The following is a 26,485-nucleotide window of genomic DNA, read 5'->3' on the forward strand; positions in this document are numbered from 1 at the left end:
CGGAGTCTTCCCGCAACCGTACCCGGTGCGGGCCGCGCCGACATCCCGCCCCGCCCGTCGGTTCGCCCGCATCGGCTCACCGCCGCCCGGCGGCGGTCGTCCCCGCCCCGTCCCGGGCGGCTTCGTCGGTGGCGCCGACCTCGGCCTCGGCGGCGGCATCGGCGTCGTGGATCCGCTCGGCGAGCAGCCGCAGCGCCTCGACCACCGCGGCGGAGCGGATGTTGTCCCGCCCACCGTCCAGGTCGAGCTGCCGGACCTCACCGCCGTTCGGCCCGGCGACCGCGACGTAGACCAGGCCGACCGGCTTCCCGTCCTGCGGTTCGGGGCCGGCGACCCCGGTGGTGGCCAGCCCCCAGTCCGCGTCGCAGCGCCGCCGGCCGCCTTCGGCGAGCGCCGCCGCGACGTCCGGATCGACCGGTCCCCGCTCGTCCAGCAGCTCGGCCGGCACTCCGGCCAGTTCGGCCTTCAGCTCGGTGGCGTAGACCACCAACCCACCCTGGTAGACCCCGCTGACCCCGGCGATCTCCACGATCGACGCGGCGAGCAGTCCACCGGTGAGCGACTCGACCGTGGCCAGGGTCTCGTGCCGCTGCGCCAGGCTGTGCACCACGCCGGCGGCCGGGCTGCCCACCGGCCGCTCGCTACCCGATTCCCGCTGCATGAACCCGTCCTTCCCCGCACATCCGCACCCAACCCTCCCGGCCGGTCACGTCGATCATGCGGTTGTCGACCCGCTTCCTGAGCACCGGAGCCCGCCCAGTGGTTTTCCGGTCAGCGGGGGCGCCGCAGTCGCAGGGCCTGGGCGATGTAGTCGAAGCCGGTGGCGACCGTCACCACGACGGCAGCGCCCATGATCCAGGGGCCGACGGCGGCGAGGGCGTCCGGCATCGGCCAGAGGTACCAGGCGATGGCCAGGATCTGGAGCGCGGTCTTGATCTTTCCGCCCCGACTGGCCGCGATCACCCCGTGCCGGATCACCCAGAACCGGAGCCCGGTGATGCCCAGCTCACGGACGAGGATCAGCGCGGTCACCCACCAGGGCAACCGGTCGTACCAGGAGAGCAGCACCAGGGCCGCGCCGGTGAGCGCCTTGTCGGCGATCGGGTCGGCCACCTTGCCGACCGAGGTGACCAGCCCGAACCGGCGGGCGATCCAGCCGTCCACCAGATCGGTCGCGGAGGCCACCGCGAAGATCAGGCAGGCCGCCATCCGCCAACCGGCGTGGCTCATCCCCGACACGATCACCGAGGCGCCGAAGACCGGCACCAGCACCAGCCGCAGCGCGGTCAGCGCGTTGGCCGCGTTGAGCACGGGCACCCCGGGGACCACCCGGGCGGGCGTCGTCGACTCCGTCGCCCCCGTCACCGCCTCACCCCGCCGTGGCGTTCCCGGCACCGCACCACCTGGCTCCCCCGCTCCGCTCGGGCCCGTCGTCACCGTGCCGCGCCGGGCGCCGCCGAGATCATCTCATCCGGCACGGCGAGCAGGTCCACCCCTTCGGTGCCGGTCACCGTGGCGCGCACCAGGTCACCCGGGCGCAGCGCGGACAGGTCGACCCCGCCCTCGACCGGGGCGACGAGCGTCGTGGAGCCGTCCACCTCCGGCGCCTGGTGGGCCGCCCGGCCCTCCACCACCCCGTCGGCGATCGAGTCGACCAGCACCTCGACGGTCGAGCCGAGCCGGTCCTCGGCCCGCTGCGAGCAGAGCTCGTCGGCGAGCGCGCTGAGCCGGTCGTACCGCCGCTTGATGGTCGCGGCCGAGACCTTGCCGGGGAGCCCGGCGGCCTCGGTGCCGTCCTCGTCGCTGTAGTCGAACATGCCGATCGCGTCGAGCCGGGCCTCGGTCAGGAACCGCACCAGCTCGTCGATGTCCGCGCGGGTCTCGCCGGGGAACCCGACGATGAAGTTGCTCCGGGCCCCCGCGTCCGGGGCCAGCGCGCGGGCGCTGGCCAGCAGCTCCAGGAACCGGTCGGTGGAGCCGAAACGTCGCATCCGGCGCAGCACGGGCTCGCTGGAGTGCTGGAACGACAGGTCGAAGTACGGCGCCACCCCGGGCGTGCCGGCGATCGCCTCGACCAGCCCGGGCCGGGTCTCGGCCGGCTGGAGGTAGCTCACCCGGACCCGAACGATGCCGGTCACCGCGGCGAGCTGCGGCAGCAGCTTCTCCAGCGCCCGGGGGTCACCCAGGTCCTTGCCGTACGAGGTCGAGTTCTCGCTGACCAGCACCAGCTCCCGGACGCCGGTCTTGGCCAGCCACTCGGCCTCGGCGAGCAGCTCGTCGGGCGTACGCGAGACGAACGCCCCACGGAAGGCGGGGATCGCGCAGAACGCGCAGCGGCGGTCACAGCCGCTGGCCAGCTTCAGCGAGGCGACGGGGCCGGTGTCCAGTCGGCGGCGCAGCACCTGACGCAGGTGCGCGGGGGTGTGCTCGTCGGTGTCGACGGCCGTACGGGTCGGGGTGCCGTGCCCGGGCAGCGACACCGTGGCCTCGCGGCGCTGCACCGGGGTGAGCGGCAGCAGCTCCCGCCGGTCGCGGGGGGTGTGCGCGGTGATCTGCTCACCGGCGACGACCGCGTTCAGGCGGGCGGCGATGTCCGGGTAGTCGTCGAAGCTGAGCACGGCCTGCGCCTCGGGCAGGCTGTCGGCCAGCTCCCGGCCGTACCGCTCGGCCATGCAGCCGGCGGCGACCACCTTGGCGCCGGTGCCGGCGGCGGCGAGCAGGGTCTGGATGGAGTCCTGCTTGGCCTTCTCCACGAAGCCGCAGGTGTTCACGACCACCACGTCGGCGCCCTCGCCGTCGGTGGTCACCTGCCAGCCGTCGGCGTGCAGCCGGGCGGCCAACTCCTCGGAGTCGACCTCGTTGCGGGCACAGCCCAGGGTGAGCAGGGCGACGCGACGGCCCTCGGCAGCGGTCGACAGCTCCAGGTCGCCGGGCGTCAGACGCGCCGGGCTGGAGTTGTCGGTAGGGGAGGTGGCAGACACCATCCGAGGGTACCGGGCCGGTCGGGGAAGCCCACGTACGCGGGCCGGCCGGACAGTCGTGGGTCACTCCCGCGAACCGGTCAGCGGGTTGCGGCGGCCACCCGGGTCAGCCGGTCGAGCAGGAAGACCTCGGTGCCGCCCAGGCCCGTGGAGCAGAAGACGGAGACCTGGTCCGCGGTGGTCCGGCCGGGGACCGCGCCGGCGAGGATGCCCCCCAGGTCGCGCAGCCGCCCGGCGTACGGGGGCGTGGCGGCGAGCATCGGCGGTTGGTAGTCGGCCGCCTGGGCCGGCGAGTCGGTGACCAGCAGGTCGGCGGCGTCGAGCAGGTCGCTGCCGAACTCGCTGCGGTCGCGCTGCTTGAAGCCGACCGCGTTGACGTGGGTGCCGGGGCTCAGGTCGGCGGCGCGGAGCACAGGGGTCGGGCTGGTGGTGGCGAGCACCACCACGTCCCGTCCGGTGACCGCCGCGCCGGCGTCGGCCACCGCGCGGGCCGGCACGCCCAGCTCGGCGCGGACCCGGGCGGCGAAGGCGTCCCGGCGGGCGGCGGAGCGGCTGTGCACCACCACCTCGCGCAGCGGGCGGACCGCGGCGGCGGCCCAGACCTGCGTCCAGGCCTGCCGGCCGGAGCCGATCACGCCGAGGGTGACGGCCTCCGGTCGGGCCAGGGCGTCGACCGCGACGCCACCCAGCCCGCCGGTACGCCGGGAGCCCAGCTCCTCCCCGACCGCGACCGCCCGGATCGCCCCGGTCCGGGCGTCGTGCAACACCACCAGCTGCTCGCCCTGTGGGTGACCGAAGGTGTCGTACGAGCGGAACCCGTACCACTCGTCGACCAGGTGACCGGCGGTCAGCACCATCCGCCCACCGCCCAGCGGAGCGGCGGCCCGTGGCGGGGCGACCAGCCGCCCGTCGTACGCGGCCAGCAGGGCGGCACGCATGGCGTCGACCGTGGTGGCGGCGTCCAGCGCGGCGGCGACCTCGGGGTCGGCGTACAGCAGGGTCATGACGGCCATACTGCAAGTTGAAGTGAGGTGCAGGTCAACGTGAGGTGGCGGGGGTCACCGAGCCGTCGGCAGCCACGCTCCCGCCGACCGCATCGCAGCCGGCCAGGGCCGGTGCTAGCGTCGGTGCCGGTGGCCCGGTCGCCCGTGGCCGCCCCGGACGAGTGGTGGGCGTACCCGGTCAGGCCAAGACGCCCCGCGTGATGTGCAGAGTCCACTCGTCCCGGCGCGACGGCCCCGGGCGCTCCCCGTGAGGTGAATGATGGCCTGGCTGGTACTGGTGATCTCGGGACTGCTGGAGACGGCCTGGGCGATCGCCCTGGACCGCAGCGCCGGCCTCAGCCGGCTGGTCCCTTCGCTGGTCTTCGTGGTGACCCTGTTGTTGAGCATGGGCGGGTTGTCGTACGCGCTGCGGGAGATCCCGGTCGGCACCGGGTACGCGGTCTGGGTCGGGATCGGCGCGGTCGGCACCGCCCTGGTCGGGATGCTGGCGCTGGGCGAGTCGGCGAGCCTGCCCCGGATCCTGTGCCTGCTGCTGGTGGTGGCCGGCGTGGTCGGCCTGAAGATCTTCCACTGACCTGCTGCGCCGCGCGTGGCCAGCGCCCACAGTGGGTAGTGATCGATTCGTCACGACAGGCTCTCAACCGGAGGCAGACATGGCCGACATGCACAGCACCGCCCGCCCGCGCGGCAACGCCGCCCGGATCCTCACCATCGTGGGCTTCGTCTTCGCGGTGCTCGCCCTCTTGCTCAACCCCATCATCTTCGGCGTGCTCGGGGTGATCGCGGGCATCGTCGGCGCCGTGCTCGGCGACAAGCCGCTCGGCTGGTACGCCGCCGCCGCCAGCGTCGTCGCGGCGGTGATCAGCCTGGTGATCATTTCCGCGCTGATCAACAACTGACCACTGCTCCGCACGGGCCCGCCGGTCACGGCGGGCCCGTCGCGTTCCTACCGGCCGATCGTGCCCGCCGGTCAGTCCCCGTCGCCGCGTAGGCCGACCAGGACCTCCTCCAGCTCGTCCGGCTTGACCAGCACGTCGCGCGCCTTGGAACCCTCCGACGGCCCGACCACGCCGCGGGTCTCCATCAGGTCCATCAGCCGGCCAGCCTTGGCGAAGCCCACGCGCAGCTTGCGCTGAAGCATCGAGGTGGAGCCGAACTGCGAGGTGACCACCAGCTCCACCGCCTGCACCAGCAGGTCGAGGTCGTCGCCGATGTCCTCGTCGATCTTCTTCTTGCTCTCCTGCGCGGGGGCCAGCACGTCCGGCCGGAACTCCGGCTCCCGCTGGTCCTTGCAGAACTTCACCACGTCGGCGATCTCGCGCTCGGTCACCCAGGCGCCCTGGATCCGCACCGGCTTCGAAGCGCCCATCGGCAGGAAGAGGCCGTCGCCGCGGCCGAGCAGCTTCTCCGCGCCCGGCTGGTCGAGGATGACCCGCGAGTCCGCGAGGGACGAGGTCGCGAACGCGAGCCGGGACGGGACGTTGGCCTTGATCAGACCCGTCACCACGTCGACCGAGGGGCGCTGGGTGGCCAGCACCAGGTGGATGCCGGCGGCACGGGCCAGCTGGGTGATCCGGACGACCGAGTCCTCCACGTCGCGCGGCGCGACCATCATCAGGTCGGCCAGCTCGTCCACGATCACCAGCAGGTACGGGTACGGGCGCATCTCCCGCTCGCTGCCCGGCGGGGCCTTGATCTCGCCGTTGCGCACCTTGCGGTTGAAGTCGTCGATGTGTCGGACCCCGTTGGCGGCGAGGTCGTCGTAGCGCATGTCCATCTCGCGGACGACCCAGTCCAGCGAGTCGGCCGCCTTCTTGGCGTTGGTCACGATCGGGGTGACCAGGTGCGGAATGCCCTCGTAGCCGGTCATCTCGACCCGCTTCGGATCGATCAGCAGCAGCCGCACCTCGTCCGGGGTGGCCCGGGTGAGGATGGACACCAGCAGCGTGTTGAGGCAGGACGACTTGCCTGCGCCCGTCGCGCCGGCGATCAGGATGTGCGGCATCTTGGCGAGGTTGGCCACCACGTAGCCGCCCTCGATGTCCTTGCCGAGCGCCACCACCATCGGGTGGTGGTCGCTCGTCGCCGCCCGCGAGCGCAGCACGTCGCCGAGCGCCACATTCTCCGGGTCGGCGTTCGGGATCTCCACACCGACGGCGCTCTTGCCCGGGATCGGGCTGAGGATCCGCACGTCCGGTGACTTCACCGCGTACGCGATGTTGCGGGAGAGCTGGGTGATCCGTTCGACCTTGACCCCGTGCCCCAGCTCCACCTCGTACCGGGTGACCGTCGGACCGCGGGTGAAGCCGGTGACCGCGGCGTCCACGTCGAACTGGTCGAACACGCCGGTCAGCGCGGCGATCACCTCGTCGTTGGCCTTGCTGCGGGTCTTCGCGGCGGCGCCGGCGCTGAGCATGTTGGCCGGCGGCAGGGTGTAGTCGCCGGCCAGCCCGGTCAGCGCGAGCTGCTCGGCGCGGGTCGGCGCGGGCGAGTGCTCCGGCGGCTCGGCCGGCTTGCGGCTCGCCGGCACCTTCGCCGGGGCCTTGCGCGGCAGCACCATCGTCTCCTGGAGGTCTACGCCGTCCAGGTCGTCGAAGTCGTCCGGGTCCACCGGCGGCGGCATCCGCTTCGCCGGTCGCTTGCGCGCCGGCCGGGCGGCCGCCTCGTCCGCCTCCTCGTCGGTGACCTCCGGCGGGGCGACCAACCCACCGGCGAGCAGCCCCAGCCGCTCGGGGATCTTGTTGATCGGCGTCGCGGTCACCACGAGCAGGCCGAAGAGCAGCAGCAGGATCAGCAGCGGCACCGCGACCCAGGCGGTGACGGCCCGCTCCAGCAGCCCGCCGACACCGGCGCCGACCAGGCCACCGGCGAAGTCACGTTGCACCGGGTCGACCGGGTCCTGCCCGATCTGGAGCAGCGCGGCGGTGGACACCAGCAGCGAACCCCAGCCGATCAGCCCTCGACCCCGGTGCGCGGGGTCGGCCGGCTGGCGCATCAGCCGCCAGGCGCCGATCATCAGCAGCACCGGCACCACCACGGAGATCGCGCCCAGGAACAGCCGCACCGAGTCCGCCAGCCTCGCGCCCACCGGGCCCGCACCGGAGAACCAGAGCGCGACCGCACTGAGCAGGGCGAGCCCGAACAGCAGCAACCCACCGCCGTCACGGCGGTGCTCCGGGTCGAGGTCACGGGCGGAGGCGGCCTGCCGGCCGGCGGCCCGCACCGCCCAGCCCATTCCGTGCGCCAGCCCCATCCACAGTGCACCGACCGCGCGGCCGACGTAGACAGCCGGCCCCGGCCGGGCAGGTGTGGTGCGGCGCCGAACCGGCGCCCGGGTCTTCTTCGCCGGTTGGCGGGCACGGCTGTTGGTGCCACCGCGCGGCGACGCGCCGCGCCGCCGGCTCGCCTGAGAGGTACGGCCCGCCATAGAGTCACGGTAACGGTGGGGACCCGCAGATCCCCGCTTTTCCGGGTCGTGTCCGCGCGTCGCAGCACGGGCACCGCCGCCGGTCGTGATATCCGCCTCAGAAGGGATGCCCGATGGCGTCGCCGGGATTCGAGGACGGTCCGGACAATCCCCTGGCCGGGCACCCGGGTGCGTTGCGCCCGCTGACCGGCGAGCTGGTCGCCGCGGTGCTCGCCGCCCGAGGCCGGTCGGTCGGCTGGTCGGCCGATGGCGACCTGGTGGGCCGCTTCGACGACAACCTGATCTGGTTCCTGCGCCTGGGCGGGGACGGCGAGCTGCTCCAGGTCCGCACCATGGTCGCGCCCACCTTCGGAATCGAGCAGGTGCCCGCCCTGTACGCCTTCTGCAACTCCTGGAACCACGACCGGCTGTGGCCGAAGGCGTTCGTGCACGTCGACGACGACGGTCGAGCCCGGGTCTACGGCGAGGTGATCACCGACCTGGAACGTGGGGTGACCCCGCACCAGCTCGACCAACTGCTCGACTGTGGGATCTCATCCGGCTGCCAGCTCGCCGTGGCGGTCGGCCGGTTGCCGGGCGCGGTGCCGGCGTGACCGGCCGCGAGGAGTCCACCGGCAGCCGGACCGAGCGGGCGACCGGCCCCGCCGCTCCCCGTGACCCGGTCGCCGACCGCCGCGTACCGGCACTGGTGACCGCGCTCGCCGACGCCCGCGACCTGCCCGACGGGCCGGGGCGGCTGGTGGCCCTGGAACGGCTCGCCGAGCGTGCCGACGCCGCCGGGGACGTCCGGTCCGGGTTGGACGCCCGGTTCGCGCTGATCGAGGCGTACCTGCTGCACGGGCAGCGGTGGCGACTGCTGGAGCCGCTGCGGCGCTGCCGGGCAGCCACCGACCACCGTCCCGAGCTGCTCACCGACGCCGACGCCGGGCTGCTGCTGCGCTACCAGCGGTACGCGGTGGAGGCGCTGCTCGGCACACCCCGGGTCGGGCTGGACCAGACACGGTCCCTGCTGGACGACCTGGCGCACCGGATCGGCGTGGACGGGCCGGACGCGCCCACCGTCGCGGAACTGCGCAGCCGGATCGCCGACCACCTCGGTGACGAGCCCGCCGCCCGCCACTGGTACGAACACTGGGCCGGGACGCGCCCCGGGCCGTCGGGCGGCTGCCCCGGGTGCGCCCCGGCCCGAAGGGCGGAGCTGCTGGCCGGCTGGGGCGACTGGCGGGCCGCGCTCACCGAGCTGGGCGAATCCGTCGACGACCTGCGGTCCTGCACCGACCAACCCGAACGGGCGTTGGTCGCCGGGCTGCTGCCCTGGTTGCGGGCCGGCGAGCCGGAGCGGGCCGCGGCGGCGCACGTGCGGGCGTACCGGCGGCACCGGCGCGAGCGCGTCGCGTTCCCCCACCTCGCCGCGCACCTGCGGTTCTGCGCGCTGGGCGGGCACCTGGAACGCGGGCTCAGCATTCTGGCCGAGCAGCTGCCCCGGTTGGACCGGCCCACCGACGACCTCGCCGCGATGGAGTTCGCCGCCGCCGGTGCCCTGGTCTGTGGTCTGGCCGTGGAGGCCGGGCTGGGCGGCCGGCTGGTGCCACGGCCGGCGTACGGCGGGCGGCCGGCCACCGACCTGGACGTGGCCGCGCTCGGCGCGCTGCTGGTCGGGGTGGCCAGCGAGCTGGCCGGGAGCTTCGACGCCCGCAACGGCACCGGCCACCACTCGGGTCGGATGGCCGCCTGGCTGGCCGAGCGCCCCCTCGCGGCACCGGTGCCGCTGCCCGCCGAGGACGACGCCGGCGACGATCCAACCGACGGGGAACTCCTCGGCGAGCCCGGCGCCGCAGCGGCTGGCGACACCCGGGCCGATGACGCACCGCCCGGTGACGCGCTGGGCGAACAGGAGCTGGTGACGCTCACCCACGACCTGATCACCTCCGTGCTGGACCGGCGCGGCGACCAGTACCTGGTCGACGAGGGCGGCGCGGTGGTCGGCCGGTGGGGTGCGGCAGTGATCCAGTTCCGCCGGGCCGGGGAGCGCGGCGAGGTGCTGCACACCCGGGCGATGGCCGTCCGCCGCCTGCCGGCGACCCGCCGCTCCGAGGCGTACGCCTTCTGCAACGCGTGGAACCATGACCGACTGCTGCCCAAGGCGTACGCGCACGACCTCGGCGAGGAGCTGGTGCTGGCCGGGGACGTGGCCACCGACCTGACGCACGGGGTCGCCCCGGCGCAGTTGCTGGTGCTGGTGGAGGCCGCGATAGCCACCGGCGTCGCGTACGCCGAGGCGGTCGCCGCGCTGCCCTGACCCGCAAGCCGGCCGAGCCGCCGGCCCGGTCCGTGAACGGCGACGCCCGCCCGCACACAATGTGCGGGCGGGCGTCGGAACGTGCGGTGTCAGACCTCGACGACGGTGGGCACGATCATGGGCCTGCGGCGGTACTTGTCGTTGACCCAGCGTCCGACCGTGCGCCGGACGATCTGCTGGAGCTGGTGGGGGTCGGTGATGCCGTCCGCGGCGGCCCGGTTGAGCGCCTCGGTGACCAGCGGGACCACCGGGTTGAACGCCTCCGGGTCCTCGGAGAAGCCCTTCGCGGACAGCGTCGGGCCGCCGACAACCTTGCCGGTGACGGAGTCGACGACCACGGTGGTGGCGATGAAGCCGCCGTCACCGAGGATCCGCCGCTCGGTGAGCAGCGACTCGCTCACGTCGCCGACCGCGAGGCCGTCGACGTAGACGTACCGGCTCTTCACGTGCCCCACCAGGCTGGCCCGACCCTCGACCAGGTCGACCACGTCGCCGTCCTCGCAGAGCACCACCCGGTCGGCGGACACCCCGGATTCGACACCGAGGCGGGCGTGCGCACGCAGGTGGCGCCACTCGCCGTGCACCGGCATGAGGTTGCTGGGCCGGACCACGTTGAGCAGGTAGAGCAGCTCACCGGCCGGGGCGTGCCCGGAGACGTGCACCTTCGCCACGTCCTTGTGCACGACCACCGCGCCGGCCCGGGCCAGCCGGTTGATCACCCGGTAGACCGAGGTCTCGTTGCCCGGCACCAGCGAGGAGGCCAGCACGACGGTGTCGCCGGGGGCGATGGTGATGTGCCGGTGGTCCCCGCTGGCCATCCGGCCCAGGGCGCTCATCGGTTCACCCTGCGAGCCGGTGGACATCAGCACGATCTGCTCGGGCGGCAGCGTGGTCGCCTCCTCGATCCCGATGACCAGGCCGGCCGGGATGTTGAGCAGGCCGAGGTCCCGGGCGATGCCCATGTTGCGGACCATGGACCGGCCGATCAGCGCGACCTTGCGGCCGTGCTCGGCGGCGGAGTCGAAGACCTGCTGCACCCGGTGCACGTGCGAGGCGAACGAGGCCACGATGATCCGGCCCTTGGCCTTCGCGAAGATCGAGTCGAGCACCGGCCCGATCTCCCGCTCGGGGGTGACGAAGCCGGGGATCTCCGCGTTGGTTGAGTCGGACAGCAGCAGGTCGACGCCCTCGGCGCCGAGCCGGGCGAAGCCGGCCAGGTCGGTGATCCGGCCGTCCAGCGGAAGCTGGTCCATCTTGAAGTCGCCGGTGTGCAGCACCAGGCCGGCCGGGGTGCGGATGGCCACGGCGAGGGCGTCCGGGATCGAGTGGTTGACCGCGAAGAACTCGCACTCGAACGGGCCGAGCCGCTCCCGGCCGCCCTCCCGCACGGTCAGCGTGTACGGCTGGATCCGTCGCTCGGCCAGCTTCGCCTCGACCAGGGCGAGGGTGAACTGTGAGCCGACCAGCGGGATGTCGGGCTTGTGGGCGAGCAGGTAGGGCACCGCCCCGATGTGGTCCTCGTGGCCGTGCGTCAGCACGATCGCCTGGACGTCGGCAAGCCGGTCCAGGATCGGGCCGAAGTCGGGCAGGATCAGATCCACGCCCGGCTGCTCGACGTCGGGGAAGAGCACCCCGCAGTCGACGATCAGCAACTTGCCGTCGTATTCGAAGACGGTCATGTTGCGACCGATGGCGCCGAGCCCGCCGAGCGGGATGATCCGCAGGCCACCTTCCGGTAGCGGCGGGGGCAGTTCCGCCTCGATGTGCGCCTCGGTCACGCGTCCACCTCATTCTGCGACGCCGTCACTCGGCGCCCATCGTGTCGTTCGATCATTCGGGCAGCTCCAGGCCCGCTGCCGCGAAGTCCGCGCGCAGCTGGGCGATCTCGTCGTCGGTGGCTTCCACCAGTGGGGGTCGCACCGGGCCCGCAGGCAGGCCCAGCGCCGCGAGGCCCGCCTTCACCAGGATGGTGCCCTGGGTGCGGAAGATGCCGGTGAACAGCGGCAGCAGCCGCCGGTGCAGCGCCAGCGCGGCCGGCATGTCCCCCGCGTCGTACGCATCGATCATCTGTGCGGTCAACAGCCCGGTGAAGTGCGTCGAGGTGCCGACCACACCCACGCTGCCGACGGCCAGCGCCGGCAGGGTGAGGGCGTCCTCGCCGCTGTAGAACGCGAGGCCCGTCCGGCTGGTCACCCAGCTGGTGGCGGTCAGGTCGCCCTTGGCGTCCTTGACCGCGACGATCCGGCCGTGCTCGGCGAGCCGGACCAACGTCTCGGTGTCGATCGGTACGCCGGAGCGGTGCGGGATGTCGTAGAGCATCACCGGCAGGCCGGTGGCGTCGGCCACCGCGGTGAAGTGTCGCAGCAGTCCGCTCTGCGGCGGCTTGTTGTAGTACGGGGTGACCACCAGCAGGCCGTGCGCGCCCGCCTTCTCGGCGGCGGCGGCCAGCTCGATGGTGTGCCGGGTGTCGTTGGTGCCGACCCCGGCGACCACCTTGGCACGGTCACCGACGGCTTCCACCACGGCCCGGATCAGGCGTTCCTTCTCCGCGTCGGTGGTGGTCGGCGACTCGCCGGTAGTGCCGTTGACCACCAACGCGTCGTTGCCCTGTTCGTCGACCAGGTGGTTGGCCAGCGCGACAGCGCCGTCGAGGTCGAGCGAGCCGTCGGGGGTGAACGGGCTCACCATGGCGGTGAGCAGGCGCCCGAAGGGGCGGGACACCGTCCGGGCGGCCGCGTCAGGGTCGTCGTGCGTCATACCCTCCAACCTAGCGGACGACCAGCCGGGGCCTGCCGGGGAAGGGCTCAGGACGCCTCGTGCGGGCTGGCCGCCACCTCGGTGCCGTCCGCCAGCGTGGAGATCACGAAGTCGGCGAAGACGTTCGGGGCCACGGCCATCAGCTGCCGCAGGCACTCCACGGCCAGCTCACGGATCTCCACGTCGGCGTGCTCGGTGGCCCGCATGGAGATGAAGTGCCGCCACGCCCGGTAGTTGCCGGTGACCACGATCCGGGTCTCGGTGGCGTTGGGCAGCACCGCGCGGGCCGCCTGCCGGGCCTGCTTGCGACGCAGCGTCGGGTTGGGCTCGTCGGAGAACCGCTGCTCCAGCCCCTCCAGCAACTCGTTGTACGCCCGCACGCTCGCCTCGGCGGCCTCGACGAAGCGCTTGTGCAGCTCCGGGTCATCGGCGATGACCGACGGCTCGACCATGGCCGCGTCCCGCTCGGGGACGTACCGCTGGGACAGCTGGGAGTACGAGAAGTGCCGGTGCCGGATCAGCTCGTGGGTGAACGAGCGGGACACCCCGGTGAAGTAGAAGCTGACCGAGCCGTGCTCCAGCACCGAGAGGTGCCCGACCTCGAGGATGTGCGCCAGGTAGCCGGCGTTGGTGGCGGTGGCCGGGTTCGGCTTCTTCCACGACTGGTAGCAGGCCCGGCCGGCGAACTCCGCGAGCGCCTGTCCCCCCTCGGCGTCGGTCGACCACGGCACGTCGTCCGGGGCCGCGAACTGGGTCCACGCGATCAACTTGACCTGGGGCTGCACCATCTCCGGCATTCCTGGGACTGTAGTGGCGCGACGCCTCCCGACCCAAGTCAGGCGCGCCCCGTGCAACGTCGATCACTCAGGCAGCGTCGTCGGTGCCGGGCGGACAGTTCCAGCGGCGTCCTTTGGAGCTGAATCGTCTGCGACATCAGCCACCGGCGGACGACCGGCCCGGAGAACAAGTGGGCCAGCGGCCCAGCGGACCGGGCGGCCAGCGGACCAGGCGGCCAGCAGATCAGCAGACCAGCCGGCCAGCGGACCAGCGACCAGCGACCAGCGACCAGCGACCAGCGACCAGCGACAGCGACAGCGGACGAGACAGCACGAGCGGCCGAGCGGGAGGCGGTCGACTCGCCGGCAGTGTCCGGCGGAGGAGACGAGTGATGTCGTAAACGACTCAGCTCCAAAGGGCCCGAACAGCACATGCCGACCGAGCGCCAGACTCGCGTTCGCGGCGCGTCGGGGGACGGGTCAGACGTAGAGCGAGGTGAACGGCGCCCAGGGCAGGTTGCGCAGCACCGAGAAGGCCAGCCACGCGGCCAGGAACCCGCCGATGACCTTCGAGCTGATCCGCAGCTCGGGCAGGCGCCAACCGAACGCCTGGTTTCCCGCCCACGCCACGAAGAGGTACGCGAGGAACGGCAGCGCGAAGACGAACAGGAAGTGGTGCCGGGCAGCGGCCGGCAGGTCGCCGTGCAGCACGTACCAGAGTGCGCGGGTGCCGCCGCAGCCCGGGCAGTCCAGCCCCGTGGTCAGCTTGAGCAGGCAGGTGGGCGCGGCGTCCGGGTCGGCGTGGGTCGGGTTGCTGACCAGCGCGTAGCTCATCCCGATGGCGACGCAGCCGAGTGCGGCCAGCGGCACCGCCCAGCGCGGGGAGCGCTCGTAGAGCCGCAGCACGAACCGGGTGAGCCGGTCCGGCTCGGGCGCTGGATAGCCGCCCGGCGGGGTCGTCGGCCAGCCCTCCGGGCCAGCGCCGCCGGGAGCCGTGTCGCCGGGCGCCGCTGCGCCCGGAGCACCGTCGGTCGGCATCGTGTGCACCGCCCCGGGTGCGGGCTGCGGCTGGTCGACCGGTCCGGGAGCGCTCGTCACGCCGCTCACGGTACACCGGACACGCCGGCCAACGCGGCGGTGAGCGGACCGGCCAGGTCGCCGGCCGCGGGCGGCGCCACCGCGTCCAACCCGAGCCAGCCGGCGAGCCGGTACAGCTCGGCGGCGAGTGCCACGGCGGTCTCCCCGGGGTCGGCCCCGGGCTCGACCCAGGCGGCCGGCACCAGCAGCACCCCGGCCTTGCGATCGGCCTTCAGGTCGACCCGGGCGGTGAACCGATCGCCCTGGAGGAAGGGCAGCACGTAGTAGCCGTACACCCGCTGGGGCGCCGGGACGTAGATCTCGATCCGGTAGCTGAAGTCGAAGAGCCGTTCGGTGCGGTTGCGCTCCCAGATCAGCGGGTCGAACGGACTGACCAACGTGTTGCCGCGGACCCAGCGGGGCAGTCGGGCGGACGCGTGCAGCCACGCCGGCTGCCGCCAGCCCGGCACGGTGACCGGCAGCAGCTCACCCGCCTCGGCCAGCTCGGCGACGGCCTGGCGGGCACCGGCCAGCGGCAGCCGGAAGTAGTCACGCAGCTCCGGCTCGGCGGCCACCCCGAGCGACCGCGCCGCAAGGGCCACCAGGGCGCGGTACGCCTCGGCGTCGGTCGGGGTGGGCGCGGCCAGCACGGCCGGCGGCAGCACCCGCTCGGGCAGGTCGTAGCGGCGCGCGAACGAGGTGCTGCGCTCGGCGGCGGCCACCTCGCCCGCCCAGAACAGGTATTCCAGCGCCCGCTTGACCGCCGACCAGTTCCACCCCCAGTTGCCGGTCTCCCGGGGAGCGTCGTGCTCGATCTCGGCGGCGGTCAGCGGACCACGGGCGGCCACCTCGTCGCGCACCCAGGCGACCAGCTCCGGCTGCTCCTGGGCGATCCGCCGCATGCCACCCCAGGACTCGCTGTGCGCCCGGGCCATCCGCCAGCGCAGCAACGGGTGCAGCCCGACCGGGACCAGCGACGCCTCGTGGCCCCAGTATTCGAACAGCTCCCGTGGGCGGCGGTAGGCGGCCTGGTCGAGCAGCGATGTCGGGTACGGGCCGAGCCGGCTGTAGAGCGGCAGGTAGTGCGCGCGTTGCAGCACGTTGACCGAGTCCATCTGGATCAGAGCGACCCGGTCGAGCACCCGGCGCAGATGCCGGCGGGTCGGCACACCGACCGGTGCCGGGTCGGCGAAGCCCTGGGCGGCGAGCGCCACCCGCCGGGCCTGGGCGAGCGAGAGTGATTCCGGTGCGGCCATCGTCGGGACCCTAATTCATTGGTACGACGCCGGTGCGGGAAGCTGGACGTGACGGCCACCGGGGCATAGAACGGTGCAATGCTGACCATCCGCCGGGAGGAGCCGGACGACGCCGAGGCGGTCGCCCGGGTGCACGTGCACGGCTGGCAGGCGGGCTACGCCGGCTTCATGCCGGACGAGGTGCTCCGGCGGCTCAACGTGCTGGCCTGGGCACAGCGCCGCCGCGACGTCGGCACCGCCGATCCGGAGCATCCGTTCACGACCCTACTCGGGGAGGTGGACGGGCTGGTGGTCGGCTTCACCACCTTCGGGCCGTACCGGCGAAACCAGGACCGCGACGACCTGGACCCGACGGTCGGCGAGGTGCTGGCGCTCTACGTGGAACCGGCCCGCTGGGGCGACGGGACCGCCGCCGCCCTGCTGGCAGCCGCCCGAGCCGGGCTGGCCGAGCGGGGCTGGACCGGCTACCGGCTGTGGGTGCTGGCGGAGAACCTCCGGGCCCGCCGGTTCTGCGAGCGGGCCGGGCTGTCAGCGGACGGTGAGCGGTCGACCTACCACGTGCCGCTCGCCGGTGGGAGCCCGCCGGTCGGGCTGGTCGAGCTGCGGTACGCCGGACGCCTCGACGACTGACCCGCCCGGTGTCAGCCACCGGCGCACCGGCAGGAAGGCCAGCAACGCCAGGCTGATCCAGACGTAGGCGTTGCTGCCCAGGAAGCCGTCGACGCCGGTGAAGTCCTTCTCCCAGAACCAGACGGTCCGGCTGATCAGCAGCGCGTACCCGACGGTCGCGGCGGCCAGCAGGACGCGCCGGCGGCGGCCGGCCGGAGCGGCCATCGCGTTGTCGACCAGCAGGATCAGCGCGGGCAGCAGCCAGACCAGGTGGTGAACCCAGGTGACCGGGCTGACCAGGCACATCACCGCGCCCGTCAGCGCCAGGCCGGTCGCCTCGTCGCCGGCCGCGACGGCGGCACGGGACCGCCAGGCCCAGAGCGCCAGTGCGCCGAGCACCAACAGGAGCCAGAGCAGCGTGCTCGGGTGCTCCGGGTTGAGCCGGGCGACCACGCCGCGCAGCGACTGGTTGGACACGAACGCCAACTCGCCCACCCGGCCGGTGTTCCACAGCGCCTCGGTCCAGAACTCGCGGGACGCGTCCGGGAAGAGCGCGCCGGCCAGCAGCGACACCCCGGCTGCCGCGCCGCTGGCGGTGAGTGCCGCCCGCCACCGCCCGGTGACCAGCAGGTAGACGATGAAGATGCCGGGGGTCAGCTTGATCGCGGTGGCCAGCCCGATGCCCACTCCGGCCCACCGGTTGCCCCGGGGCAGCAGCCGCAGCAGATCCACCGCCACCAGGAAGAGCAGCAGCGTGTTGACCTGGCCGAAGTTGACCGTCTCCCGCATCGGCTCGAACGCGGCGGCCAGGCAGAGCGCCACCGCGAGGGCGTACCACCGGGTCCAGCCGGCCCGGCGGGCGATCGGGTCGACCAGCCACCAGATCAGCACCGTGGTGGTGACCACGCTGGCGAGCACGCTCACCACGATCGCGGCCGACCACGGCAGGTACGCCATCGGCAGCATGACCAGCGCGGCGAACGGCGGGTACGTGAAGCCGTACTGGGTGCCGGGCTTGAGGTAGTCGTAGATCTCCCCGCCGTCGTGCACCCACCAGGTCAACGCGCCGTAGTAGACCTTCAGGTCGAAGAAGCCGTGCCGGACGGCCGCCATCGAGAGGAAGATGGTGACCGCGGCAGCGAGCCCGACCACGCTGGATACCTGCCCGACCGTCCTGTTGGCACCCTGCGCCACCGTCGCCTCCCTGGCCCTGCGTAGGCTTCCGTCCCATGGCTCTCGGGTACGTCCGCCCGGCGCGTCCCGAGGACGCCGGCGAAATCGCACGCATCCAACTCGCGACCTGGCGGGTCGCGTACCGCCGGATCCTGCCTCGGCACGTGCTCGACAACCTGGACGAGGCCTTCCTCGCCCGGCGGTGGAGCGCCGCGGTGCTGGAGCCGCCCTCGGGCGCGCACCGGGTGCTCGTCGCCGTCGAACAGGCCGAGCAATCGTATCTGGTGGGGTTCGCCGCCTCCGGCCCGGCCGACGCCGAGGCGCTCGCCCCGGGCGAGCCGGCCGACGCGCTCGGCGCGGACGTGGCCGCCGTGACCGACCTGCTGGTCGAGCCGCGCTGGGGTCGGCGTGGGCACGGCAGCCGGCTGCTCGCCGCCGCCGTCGACCTGTGGCGGTCCGACGGCCTGACCCGGGCGGTGGCCTGGACGTTCGAGGGTGACGAGGCGACCCGGAAGTTCCTCACCAGCACGGGCTGGGAACCCGACGGCGCGGCTCGCGCGCTGGACGTCGATGACATGCTGGTGCCTCAGGTTCGCCTGCACGTGGGCGTGCCGGCCGAGAAGGTGCCGGCCGACGACTGACCTTCCACCCCTCGTACCGCAACAGCGAGGAGAGCATCGTGTTCACAGACACCAGGGCGTTCAGCGGGTTCTCGGTCGACGACACCGACCGCGCCGAACGGTTCTACGGCGAGACACTCGGTCTGCGGGTCACCCGGGACGACGCGATGGGCGGGTTGCTGACCCTGCACATCGCCGGTGACCGACCCGTGCTGGTCTATCCGAAGAAGGACCACATCCCCGCCACCTTCACGGTGCTCAACTTCCCGGTCGACGACATCGACCGGGCGGTCGACGAGCTGATCGCTCGAGGTGTGAGCTTCGCCCGCTACGACGGGATGCCGCAGGACGAGAAGGGTGTCCTGCGCGGGCAGGGACCGGCGATCGCCTGGTTCACCGACCCGGCCGGCAACATCCTGTCCGTGCTCCAGCAGGGCTGAGCGGTGTGGCGGCCCCTTCGCGGGGCCGCCACACCCGCCACGTCAGCCCTTGTCCGATCCGTCGTTGGCGTCCCGGACGAAATACCGCTGGAACACCACGAAGATGATCGCCACCGGAATGGTGGCCAGCAGGGCGGCACCCAGCTTGAGCGGGTACTGGGTGCCCTTGCCGAGCGAGCCGCTGACCAGGTCGGCCAGCCCTCGCGGCAGGGTGAACAGGTCCGGGTCCTGCACCGACACGAGGCTGTGCGGAAACTCGTTCCACGAGCCCTGGAACGACAGGATGGTCAGGGTGATCAGCGCCGGCTTCGCCATCGGCAGCACCACCGACCAGAAGGTACGGAAGATGCTCGCCCCGTCGATGCGGGCGGCCTCCTCGACGCTCAACGGGATCGACTCGAAGAACTGCTTCATGATGAACACGCCGGCCGCGTCGGCCAGCAGCGGCACCACCAGACCGGCGTAACTGTTGTAGATGCCGAGCTGGTTGAGCACCAGGAACTTCGGGATCAGCAGCACCACCCCGGGCACCGCCAGCACCGCGATCACCGCGGCGAACAGCCCGCTGCGTCCCCGGAACCGCAGTCGCGCCAGCGCGTACCCGGCGAGCGAGTCGAAGAACACCCGACCGATGGTGACCAGCACCGTGACCAGCAGTGAGTTGCCCAGCCAGAGCGGGAAGTTGGTGCCGGCGAAGATCCGCTCGAAGCCGGCCAGCGTGAGCGGGTCCGGGATCGGCGACAGTGGGTTGGCCGCGGCGTCCGGTTCGGTCTTGAGCGCGTTGCCGATCTGGATGACGAACGGGTAGAGGAACACCAGCCCGAAGAAGATCAGCGTGGCGTACCCCAGGAAGCGGGTGGCCAGGGTGCGGGCCACGCGCTGGTCGCGCCGCGCGGGCGCCGCCGCCGGCGGGCGGTCGGTCAGCACGGCCATCTCAGGACCTCTCCGGTACGCGCCGACGCCGCCAGCCGCGGCGCGGCCGGTCGGTGTCCCGCTCGGCCAGCGCCCGGCGCTGGATCAGCGTGAACACGATGATGATCAGGAACAGCACGAAGGAGATCGCCGCTCCCGAGCCGTAGTCGAAGTCCCGGAAGGCGGTCCGGTACGACAGGTAGGCCGGGGTGAGCGTGGTCTTGGCCGGGTCGCCCTGGCTCATCACGTACACCTGGTCGAAGACCTGCCAGGAGCCGATCAGGCCGAGGGTGAGCACCAGGAAGGTGGTCGGCTTGAGCAGCGGCAGGGTGACGTGCCGGAACCGCTGCCACCGGGACGCGCCGTCGAGGATGCTCGCCTCGTCGAGGGCCACCGGCACGTTCTGCAACCCGGCCAGGAACATCAGCATGAAGGTGCCGGAGGTGGTCCAGACCACCAACGTGATGATCGACATCATGGCCACGCTGGGTCCGGCCAGCCAGTCCCACCAGCTGAGCCCGAACGGGCCGCCGCCGGTCAGCCCCGCCGGGGGCGAGTCGACGCCGACGGTGCCGAGCAGCAGGTGCAGCACCCCTCGGGAGTCGGCGAACCACTCCGGGCCGTCGATGCCGAGGAAGGCGAGCAGCGCGTTGACCGCGCCTGAGTTGGCGAAGAGGAACAGGAACACCACGCTGATCGCGACGGAGCTGGTGACCGACGGGAAGTAGAAGGCGCTGCGGAAGAAGCTCTTGCCCTTGAGCATCCGGTTGTTGACGACCAGCGCCAGCCCGAGGGCGAGCACGGTCTGCGCCGGCACCACGATCGCCACGTAGTAGATGTTGTTGCGGATGCTGGTCATGAAGTCGCGGCGGGCCAGCCCGTCCTCGGTGAACAACTGGGTGTAGTTGTGCCCGCCGACGAACGGGACCTCACTCGTGAACGGGCTGCCCTGGCCGTTCCAGTCGGTCAGGCTGACCCAGAACGCCATCAGGATCGGCAGCAGCAGGAACAACCCCAGGATGACGATCACCGGCGCGACGAAGAGCCAGCCGGCGACCGTCTCGTCGCGGCGGATACCGCGCCGACGCCGGCGCGGGCTCTTCCCCCGCGCGGTCCCCACGGCGGTCAGTGTTTCGGTTGCCATCTCCCCTCCCCTCCTCCCTCGGGCCGACGATGAGGCGGAGGCCCCGGTGCGCCCGGGACCCCCGCCGTCACCTCAGCTGGTGCCGAGCGCCGCCTTGGCGTTCTTGTCGAAGTTCTGCAGCACCGTCTTCGGGTCGCCGTTGGCCAGGCCCTGCAGGCCGGTGTCCAGGTCGAGGAGGACGCTGTCCATCTTCGGGGCGTTCACCGGGCCCTGCGCGTACGCGGCACCGTCGATGAAGGGCTTGTCGGCCGGGAAGGCGGTGGTGTACTGGTCGCGTACCGACTGGCGGGACGGCATCACGCCGAACGCCTTGGCGAAGGCCATCTGCTGCTCGCCGCTGGTCATCGCCTCGACGAACTTGATCGCCTGCTCCTTGTACCTGCTCTTCGCCGCGATGCCCCAGCACTGGGTGAAGGAGAGCGTGCCCTGACCCTTCGCACCGGCCGGCAGCGGGACGACCCGGTACTTGATGTTCGGGAAGTCGTTCTGCAGGGCGCCCTTGATCCAGTTGCCCTCGATGGTCATCACGGCCTTGCCCTTGCCGAACGCCTCACCGGACCAACCGGCGTCGAGCTGCTTCGGGTACTTGGCCAGGCCGGTGGTGAGCATGGTCTTGACGTACTGGAGGGCGGCCAGGTTCTCCGGGGTGTCGGCCGTGGCCTGCTTGCCGTCCTTGCTCAGCAGCCAGCCGCCGTTCTGCACCATGAAGGCGCCGATCCGGTCCCGGGTGTCGCCGAGGGCCAGCGGGACCTGCCCCTTGGCCTTGATCTTCTGGGCGGTCGCGGTGAGCTGCTCCCAGGTGGTGGGCACGTCGGCGTCGGTCAGCCCGGCCCTGGTCCACAGGTCGGTGTTGATCTGCAGGGCCAGGGTGGAGAAGTCCTTCGGCGCGCAGTAGAGCTTGCCGTCGTAGGAGAACGTCGTGCGCAGGCTCTCGTAGAAGTCGCCCGAGTTGCTGATCTTATCGCCGTACGGCTCCAAGGCGCCGACGCTGGCGTAGTCGGCGAACCGGGCCGCGTCGACGTAGAACACGTCCGGCGGGGTGCCACCGGCGAGGGCCTGGCCGAGCTGCTGGGTGAGGTCCTGCGCGGGCGTGACCGTGGCGGTGTTGCCGGAACTGCCGGCCCACTTCGCCGCGGCGTCCTGCACGGCCTTGGTCTCGGCCTCACCGGAGGAGCCGATCAGGATCTGCAGGCTCGCCGGGCCGCTGGACTGGGCGGCGTCGCCGGAGGAGTCGTCGAAGCCGCTGCCGCAGGCCGCGGAGCCGAGAAGGGCGACGGCGGCGAGGCCGGCCACCGCCACCCGGGTCAGGTGTCGAGGTGCCATGGGTTCTCCTGGTGGGGGAAGGGACTACGCGGTGTGCCGGAGCGCCAGCGCGGGCTGGAGCAGCACGTGGGTGGGGGTCTCGTGGTTGCCGTCGAGGACCCCGGTGAGCAGGTCCACGCAGCGGGCGGCGGCCTCGCCCAGCGGTTGGCTCACGCTGGCCAGGCCGACGGCGGCGGCCACCGGCGTGTCGTCGAAGCCGATCACCGACACGGGCGGTTCGGTGCCGCGGATCGCCTGGAGGGCGCCGAGAGCCAGGGAGTCGCTGGCGCAGACCACGGCCGTCGGCTCGACGGCGGCGAGCAGGTCGCGCATCAGTCGCTCGCCCTCGGCGATGCCGTCCTCGGTCTCCCGGTGCAGCCCGGTCGGGTCGACGCCGGCCGCGTGCAGTGCGTCGCGCCAGCCGGCCCGGCGGTCGTCACCGACGCCGGATCCGAGCGGCCAGCCGATGAACGCGATCCGCCGGTGCCCGGCGGCCAGCAGGTGCCGGGTGGCCTGCGCTGTGCCGGCGGCGCCGTCCACGTCCACCCAGGGGTGGGCGTCGAGGGCGTCCCACGGCCGGCCGAAGGTCACGAACGGCACGTCCCGGCCGGCCAGCCAGGCCGTACGCGGGTCGCCGTGCTTCGTCCCGACGAGCACGAACGCGTCCAGTTCGTACGTGCCGAGCAGGTCGTCGTACGTGGCGATCTCGCGCTCGTCGTCGGTGGCCGTGTAGAGCAGTACCCGGTAGCCGGCGGCGTCGGCGGTCTCGGTGAGGCCGTGCAGGAAGCGGTCGAGCACCGAGCCGTTGATGCCGTCCCGGGTGGGCTCGATCCGGGCGGCGATGAGCCGGGACCGGCCGGTACGCATCTGACGGGCGGCCTGGTTGGCCCGGTAGCCGAGTGCGCTGATCGCGTCCTGGACCCGCAGCCGGGTCTCCTCGCGCACGATGTGCGGGGCGTTGAGCACGTTGGACACCGTCTGGCGGCTCACGCGGGCGTGCCGGGCCACCGTCGCGATGGTCACCTTGTCGGCCACTTAATCCCTCTCGCCATCTTGAACGATCCAATTCGGATAAGGCAGGATTAGATCGTTCAAGTTTCTGGAATGTTTCGCACTTTGCACCGCCGGGGGCGGGTTGTCAAGACGTCCGCCCCGCACCCTCAGGATCTGGAGCCGCACCGTGATCGAACGCCAGCTGCAACCCCTTCTGCACGAGTTGGTGGGGGTGGTCCTCGCCCCGACCAGCGCACTGGGGGAAGCGACCGGGCAGATCCGCCCGACCGGCGTCCAGGGCGTCTTCCACGCCGACGCCCGGGTGCTCTCCCGAGCCGAGCTACGCGTCGACGACCGGGAGCCCGAAGGGCTGACCCGTGGCGACGACGGGCCACACGGCGCCCGCTTCGTGAGCCTGGCGCGCTGGCTCGGCGACCCCGTGCCCGACCCCACCGTCCGGGTCGACCGGCTCCGCCGAGCCACAGGCAACGGCCTCACCGAGGAGCTGCGGATCGTCTCCACGGCCACCGTCGGCGTACGCGCCACCGTGAGCATCGACCTCGGCTGCGACCTGGCACCCATCGAGGTGGTCAAGTCCGGTGGCGCCGTGTCGCCGCTGGAGGCCAGGACCGCTCAGCCCGGCGTCCTCACCTGGTCGGCGGAGGGGATCAGCGTCACCGTCACCGGCGCGGGCGCCGACGTGCTCGCGACCGGAGAGCGGATCACCGCCCCCCGGCTCTCCTGGCCCGTCGAGCTGCCCCCGGGCGGCGAGACGGTGTTGCGCTGGCACCTGACCGTCGAGGACCCGCACGCCGTGGTGGTCGGCCCCGCCGGCGAGCCGGAGTGGTCCCGACCCGAGGTGACCGCCGACGACCGGCGACTGGCCCGGCTGCTCGACCGCAGCCTCGACGACCTGCGCGGGCTGCGACTGGCCGAGACCGGGGCACCGGAGGACGTCTTCCTCGGCGCCGGGGTGCCCTGGTTCCTCACCCTGTTCGGCCGGGACAGCCTCTGGGCCGCCCGGATGATGCTGCCCCTCGGCACCGACCTGGCCGCCGGCACACTGCGGGCGCTCGCCCGGCGACAGGGCACCCGCGTCGACCCGGCCACCGGCGAGGCCCCCGGCAAGATCCTGCACGAGCTGCGCCGGCACGAGTTCGCGCTGCCCGACGACGGGCTGCGCCTGCCACCGGCCTACTTCGGCACCGTCGACGCCACCATGCTGTGGGTCAACCTCCTGCACGACGCCTGGCGCTGGGGTCTGCCGGCCGAGCAGATCGAGCCGCTGCTGCCGCACCTGGAGACGGCGCTGCGCTGGCTCGGCGAGCACGCCGACCCGGACGGCGACGGGCTGGTCGAGTACGTCGACACCACCGGGCACGGGCTGTCCAACCAGGGCTGGAAGGACTCCGGCGACGCCGTCCGGTTCCACGACGGCTCGCTGGCCACCGCGCCCATCGTGCTGGCCGAGGTGCAGGGGTACGCGCACGAGGCCGCCGTGAACGGCGCCGCCCTGCTGGACGCCTTCGGTCGCCCGGGCGGGGACCGCTGGCGCGAGCACGCCGCCGCGCTGGCCCGCCGTTTCCGGGAGAGCTTCTGGGTCGACGGCCGGTACGGCCCGCAGCCCGCGCTGGCCCTCGACCGCGACAAGCGCCCGGTCGACTCGCTCACCAGCAACATCGGTCACCTGCTCGGCACCGGCCTGCTGACCGGCGACGAGGAGGACCAGGTCGCCCGCCTGCTCACCACCGACACCCTGGCCGGTGGCTTCGGTCTGCGAACCATGTCCACCGACGACGCCGGCTTCAGCCCGCTGTCGTACCACTGTGGGTCGATCTGGACCCACGACACCGCCATCGTGCTCGCCGGGCTGGCGCGGGCCGGGCACCGAGACGCCGCTCTCGCCCTGGCCGAGGGGCTGCTCAGCGCCGCCGAGGCGTTCGACTACCGGCTGCCCGAGCTGTACGGCGGCGACGACCGTTCGCTGGTGAACCGTCCGGTGCCGTACCCGGCGGCGTGCCGGCCACAGGCGTGGGCCGCCACCAGCGCGGTGCTGCTGCTCCAGGCCGCCACCGGGCTCTACCCCGACGTGCCGTCCGGCACGGTCCGGCTGGCACCCCTGGCGGGAGCAGAGCTGGGTGCCATCGCGGTCAACGGCCTCCGCGTGGCCAACACCCCGGTAAACGTCACGGTCAACCGCACCGGCGAAGCCACCATCGACGGCCTCCCCACCCCACTGACCCCAACCCTCCCCACCCAACGCCGCCCCACAACCCCGTCCCTCCCCCGCTAGGCCGGGCCGAACACCCCGGCGATCTTGCAGTTTCGGTCGTCGAGATGCGGGACATGCGCCTTTGTCGCGACAGAAAATGCAAGATCGCGGGGGTTCAGCTCGGCGATCAGCTCGTCGTCGTCGAACGCGCCGGTGGGGTGGAAGCCCAGGGAGGTGTAGAGGGCGGCGGCCGGGGTGTTGTCGGGGTGGTACGAGAGGCGGACCGGGGGGTTGCCGTTTCGGGCCGCCAGCCACGGGGCCAGGGTCTGGACGGTGGCTCGGCCGACGCCCCGGTTCTGCTCGGCGGCGTCGATGAGCATCCCGCCGATCCAGTGTGAGCCGTCGTCGTCCACGCCCCACATGACGTGGCCGACGACGGTCTCGTCGGCGTACACCGCGAGCGAGGTCCACACCTCGGAGCGGGTGCTGAGCAGCAGGTAGCGGGCGGCCAGCGCGGCCACGAACCGGCGCTGGTCGTCTTGCGGGGCGACGTCGGCCACCGCCCGCCAGTTGTCGTCGTCCACCGGCCGCAGGGTCACCCTGCGGCCGACCCGGTCACCATGTCCGCCATCGATCATCGGGGCAGCCTAGGGGTGGCCGGACCCGTCCCGCGAGCAGGTTTCGCCCGCCGGGGACGGCCCGTCAGTCGAGCAGGGCGTCCAGGCCGACGGTGAGGCCGGGGCGGTTGCGCACCGCGCGGACGGCGAGCAGCACACCCGGCATGAACGACGCCCGGTCGTACGAGTCGTGCCGGATGGTCAGCGTCTCGCCGGTGGTGCCGAAGAGCACCTCCTGGTGGGCGACCAGCCCGGTGGCGCGCACGGCGTGGACGCGTACCCCGTCGATCTCGGCGCCGCGCGCACCCGGTACCTCGTCCCTGGTGGCGTCGGGAACCGGGCCGAGGCCGGCCTCGGCGCGGGCCCGGGCGATCTGCCGGGCGGTGTGCGTGGCCGTGCCGCTCGGGGCGTCCAGCTTGCGCGGGTGGTGCTGCTCGATGATCTCGACGGACTCGAAGTGCCGGGCGGCCCGCGCGGCGAACTGCATCATCAGCACCGCGCCGATGCCGAAGTTCGGGGCGATGACCACGCCCACCTCGGGCTTGTCGGCCAGCCAGCGGCGCACCTGCTCCAGCCGCTGCTCGGTGAAGCCGGTCGTGCCGACCACGGCGCTGATGCCCTGCTCGACGCACCACTGGAGGTTGTCCATGACGACGTCCGGCGTGGTGAAGTCGACGACCACCTCGGCGATGGAGACGGCGGAGCGGCTGTCGCCCTGGTCGATCGCCGCGGCCAGGGCGAGATCGTCGGCGGCGTCGACCGCCTTGCAGACCTCGATGCCCATCCGGCCGCGCGCACCAAACACGCCGACCCGCAGCGGCTCGGCCGGGGTCTTTCGCTGCTCGTCAGTCACGGGCACAACCTATCCCAATCAGGACGTGCCCCT

Annotated in this window: 25 protein-coding genes and 1 riboswitch; of the genes, 8 read left to right on the forward strand and 17 right to left on the reverse strand. The window is 72.7% G+C overall.

Annotated elements, in window-relative coordinates:
- Positions 1–76 precede the first annotated feature (76 nt).
- From M8C17_RS12615 to M8C17_RS12630, 4 genes are all read right to left on the reverse strand, one after another.
- Positions 77–661 (reverse strand): CinA family protein, encoded by a 585-nt coding sequence (locus M8C17_RS12615; RefSeq protein WP_252416618.1) that lies wholly within the window; start codon positions 659–661, stop codon positions 77–79.
- 110 nt (positions 662–771) lie between these two features.
- Positions 772–1,365 (reverse strand): CDP-diacylglycerol--glycerol-3-phosphate 3-phosphatidyltransferase, encoded by a 594-nt coding sequence (gene pgsA, locus M8C17_RS12620; protein ID WP_252416619.1) that lies wholly within the window; start codon positions 1,363–1,365, stop codon positions 772–774.
- A 68-nt stretch (positions 1,366–1,433) separates the two neighbouring features.
- Positions 1,434–2,984, reverse strand: coding sequence for a 30S ribosomal protein S12 methylthiotransferase RimO (gene rimO / locus M8C17_RS12625; RefSeq protein WP_252416620.1), 1,551 nt, complete (start codon positions 2,982–2,984; stop codon positions 1,434–1,436).
- A gap of 77 nt (positions 2,985–3,061) precedes the next feature.
- A complete protein-coding gene (locus M8C17_RS12630; RefSeq protein ID WP_252416621.1) occupies positions 3,062–3,985 on the reverse strand; it encodes an ornithine cyclodeaminase family protein in 924 nt (307 codons plus the stop codon).
- 130 nt (positions 3,986–4,115) lie between these two features.
- Positions 4,116–4,183: riboswitch (guanidine-III (ykkC-III) riboswitch) on the forward strand.
- Between the two features lie 61 nt (positions 4,184–4,244).
- Here M8C17_RS12630 and M8C17_RS12635 point away from each other — a divergent pair.
- Complete coding sequence (locus M8C17_RS12635; protein WP_252416622.1) at positions 4,245–4,559, forward strand: multidrug efflux SMR transporter; 315 nt, start codon at positions 4,245–4,247, stop codon at positions 4,557–4,559.
- Between the two features lie 79 nt (positions 4,560–4,638).
- Positions 4,639–4,884: a hypothetical protein gene (locus M8C17_RS12640; RefSeq protein ID WP_252416623.1), complete on the forward strand. Its 246-nt coding sequence runs from the start codon at positions 4,639–4,641 to the stop codon at positions 4,882–4,884.
- Between the two features lie 71 nt (positions 4,885–4,955).
- Here the strand turns inward: M8C17_RS12640 and M8C17_RS12645 are convergent, their stop codons facing one another.
- On the reverse strand, positions 4,956–7,412 hold the full coding sequence (locus M8C17_RS12645) for a DNA translocase FtsK (protein WP_252416624.1): 2,457 nt from the start codon (positions 7,410–7,412) through the stop codon (positions 4,956–4,958).
- A gap of 113 nt (positions 7,413–7,525) precedes the next feature.
- Here M8C17_RS12645 and M8C17_RS12650 point away from each other — a divergent pair, with 113 nt between their 5' ends.
- On the forward strand, positions 7,526–8,005 hold the full coding sequence (locus M8C17_RS12650; protein ID WP_252416625.1) for a YbjN domain-containing protein: 480 nt from the start codon (positions 7,526–7,528) through the stop codon (positions 8,003–8,005).
- Between the two features lie 92 nt (positions 8,006–8,097).
- Positions 8,098–9,711, forward strand: a complete 1,614-nt coding sequence (locus M8C17_RS12655) for a YbjN domain-containing protein (RefSeq protein WP_256482610.1) — start codon at positions 8,098–8,100, stop codon at positions 9,709–9,711.
- 89 nt (positions 9,712–9,800) lie between these two features.
- Here M8C17_RS12655 and M8C17_RS12660 read toward each other — a convergent pair whose 3' ends face one another.
- From M8C17_RS12660 to M8C17_RS12680, 5 genes are all read right to left on the reverse strand, one after another.
- Complete coding sequence (locus tag M8C17_RS12660) at positions 9,801–11,489, reverse strand: ribonuclease J (protein WP_252416626.1); 1,689 nt, start codon at positions 11,487–11,489, stop codon at positions 9,801–9,803.
- Positions 11,490–11,541: 52 nt separating this feature from the next.
- Positions 11,542–12,468 (reverse strand): 4-hydroxy-tetrahydrodipicolinate synthase, encoded by a 927-nt coding sequence (dapA, locus tag M8C17_RS12665; RefSeq protein WP_252416627.1) that lies wholly within the window; start codon positions 12,466–12,468, stop codon positions 11,542–11,544.
- Positions 12,469–12,515: 47 nt separating this feature from the next.
- On the reverse strand, positions 12,516–13,256 hold the full coding sequence (thyX, locus tag M8C17_RS12670; RefSeq protein WP_252416785.1) for an FAD-dependent thymidylate synthase: 741 nt from the start codon (positions 13,254–13,256) through the stop codon (positions 12,516–12,518).
- Positions 13,257–13,724: 468 nt separating this feature from the next.
- Complete coding sequence (locus M8C17_RS12675; protein WP_374558204.1) at positions 13,725–14,351, reverse strand: DUF2752 domain-containing protein; 627 nt, start codon at positions 14,349–14,351, stop codon at positions 13,725–13,727.
- Positions 14,348–15,577, reverse strand: coding sequence for a winged helix-turn-helix domain-containing protein (locus M8C17_RS12680; protein ID WP_252416628.1), 1,230 nt, complete (start codon positions 15,575–15,577; stop codon positions 14,348–14,350). The genes M8C17_RS12675 and M8C17_RS12680 overlap by 4 nt, the downstream gene beginning before the upstream one ends.
- A gap of 78 nt (positions 15,578–15,655) precedes the next feature.
- Between M8C17_RS12680 and M8C17_RS12685 the strand changes: the two genes are divergently transcribed.
- Complete coding sequence (locus M8C17_RS12685) at positions 15,656–16,207, forward strand: GNAT family N-acetyltransferase (protein ID WP_252416629.1); 552 nt, start codon at positions 15,656–15,658, stop codon at positions 16,205–16,207.
- On the opposite strand, the gene M8C17_RS12690 is transcribed toward M8C17_RS12685, so the two are convergent.
- Positions 16,106–17,380 carry a glycosyltransferase family 87 protein gene (locus M8C17_RS12690; RefSeq protein ID WP_252416630.1) on the reverse strand — a complete coding sequence of 425 codons (1,275 nt, stop codon included), beginning with the start codon at positions 17,378–17,380 and terminating at the stop codon, positions 16,106–16,108. The two genes, M8C17_RS12685 and M8C17_RS12690, sit on opposite strands and share 102 nt — an antisense overlap.
- A gap of 35 nt (positions 17,381–17,415) precedes the next feature.
- On the opposite strand from M8C17_RS12690, the gene M8C17_RS12695 reads away from it, so the two are divergent.
- Together M8C17_RS12695 and M8C17_RS12700 are read left to right on the forward strand one after the other, a co-directional pair.
- Complete coding sequence (locus M8C17_RS12695; protein WP_252416631.1) at positions 17,416–18,000, forward strand: GNAT family N-acetyltransferase; 585 nt, start codon at positions 17,416–17,418, stop codon at positions 17,998–18,000.
- Between the two features lie 38 nt (positions 18,001–18,038).
- Positions 18,039–18,419: a VOC family protein gene (locus M8C17_RS12700; RefSeq protein ID WP_252416632.1), complete on the forward strand. Its 381-nt coding sequence runs from the start codon at positions 18,039–18,041 to the stop codon at positions 18,417–18,419.
- 42 nt (positions 18,420–18,461) lie between these two features.
- Here M8C17_RS12700 and M8C17_RS12705 read toward each other — a convergent pair whose 3' ends face one another.
- The 4 genes from M8C17_RS12705 to M8C17_RS12720 form a co-directional block, all read right to left on the reverse strand.
- Positions 18,462–19,352 (reverse strand): carbohydrate ABC transporter permease, encoded by an 891-nt coding sequence (locus M8C17_RS12705; RefSeq protein ID WP_252416633.1) that lies wholly within the window; start codon positions 19,350–19,352, stop codon positions 18,462–18,464.
- A gap of 1 nt (position 19,353) precedes the next feature.
- On the reverse strand, positions 19,354–20,475 hold the full coding sequence (locus M8C17_RS12710; RefSeq protein WP_252416634.1) for a carbohydrate ABC transporter permease: 1,122 nt from the start codon (positions 20,473–20,475) through the stop codon (positions 19,354–19,356).
- A gap of 72 nt (positions 20,476–20,547) precedes the next feature.
- The gene (locus tag M8C17_RS12715; RefSeq protein ID WP_252416635.1) at positions 20,548–21,798 is read right to left on the reverse strand and encodes an extracellular solute-binding protein; all 1,251 of its coding nucleotides are present in this window, start codon (positions 21,796–21,798) and stop codon (positions 20,548–20,550) included.
- A gap of 24 nt (positions 21,799–21,822) precedes the next feature.
- Positions 21,823–22,812 carry a LacI family DNA-binding transcriptional regulator gene (locus tag M8C17_RS12720; protein ID WP_252416636.1) on the reverse strand — a complete coding sequence of 330 codons (990 nt, stop codon included), beginning with the start codon at positions 22,810–22,812 and terminating at the stop codon, positions 21,823–21,825.
- A 145-nt stretch (positions 22,813–22,957) separates the two neighbouring features.
- Here M8C17_RS12720 and M8C17_RS12725 point away from each other — a divergent pair, with 145 nt between their 5' ends.
- Positions 22,958–25,063 (forward strand): glycogen debranching N-terminal domain-containing protein, encoded by a 2,106-nt coding sequence (locus tag M8C17_RS12725; protein WP_252416637.1) that lies wholly within the window; start codon positions 22,958–22,960, stop codon positions 25,061–25,063.
- Here M8C17_RS12725 and M8C17_RS12730 read toward each other — a convergent pair.
- Both M8C17_RS12730 and dapB read right to left on the reverse strand, forming a co-directional pair.
- Positions 25,060–25,620, reverse strand: a complete 561-nt coding sequence (locus M8C17_RS12730; RefSeq protein WP_305884689.1) for a GNAT family N-acetyltransferase — start codon at positions 25,618–25,620, stop codon at positions 25,060–25,062. The two genes, M8C17_RS12725 and M8C17_RS12730, sit on opposite strands and share 4 nt — an antisense overlap.
- 64 nt (positions 25,621–25,684) lie before the next feature.
- Positions 25,685–26,452 carry a 4-hydroxy-tetrahydrodipicolinate reductase gene (gene dapB, locus M8C17_RS12735; RefSeq protein ID WP_252416638.1) on the reverse strand — a complete coding sequence of 256 codons (768 nt, stop codon included), beginning with the start codon at positions 26,450–26,452 and terminating at the stop codon, positions 25,685–25,687.
- Between the last annotated feature and the right edge of the window lie 33 nt (positions 26,453–26,485).

The organism is Micromonospora sp. RHAY321, assembly GCF_023896955.1.
Classification (GTDB): Bacteria; Actinomycetota; Actinomycetes; order Mycobacteriales; family Micromonosporaceae; genus Micromonospora.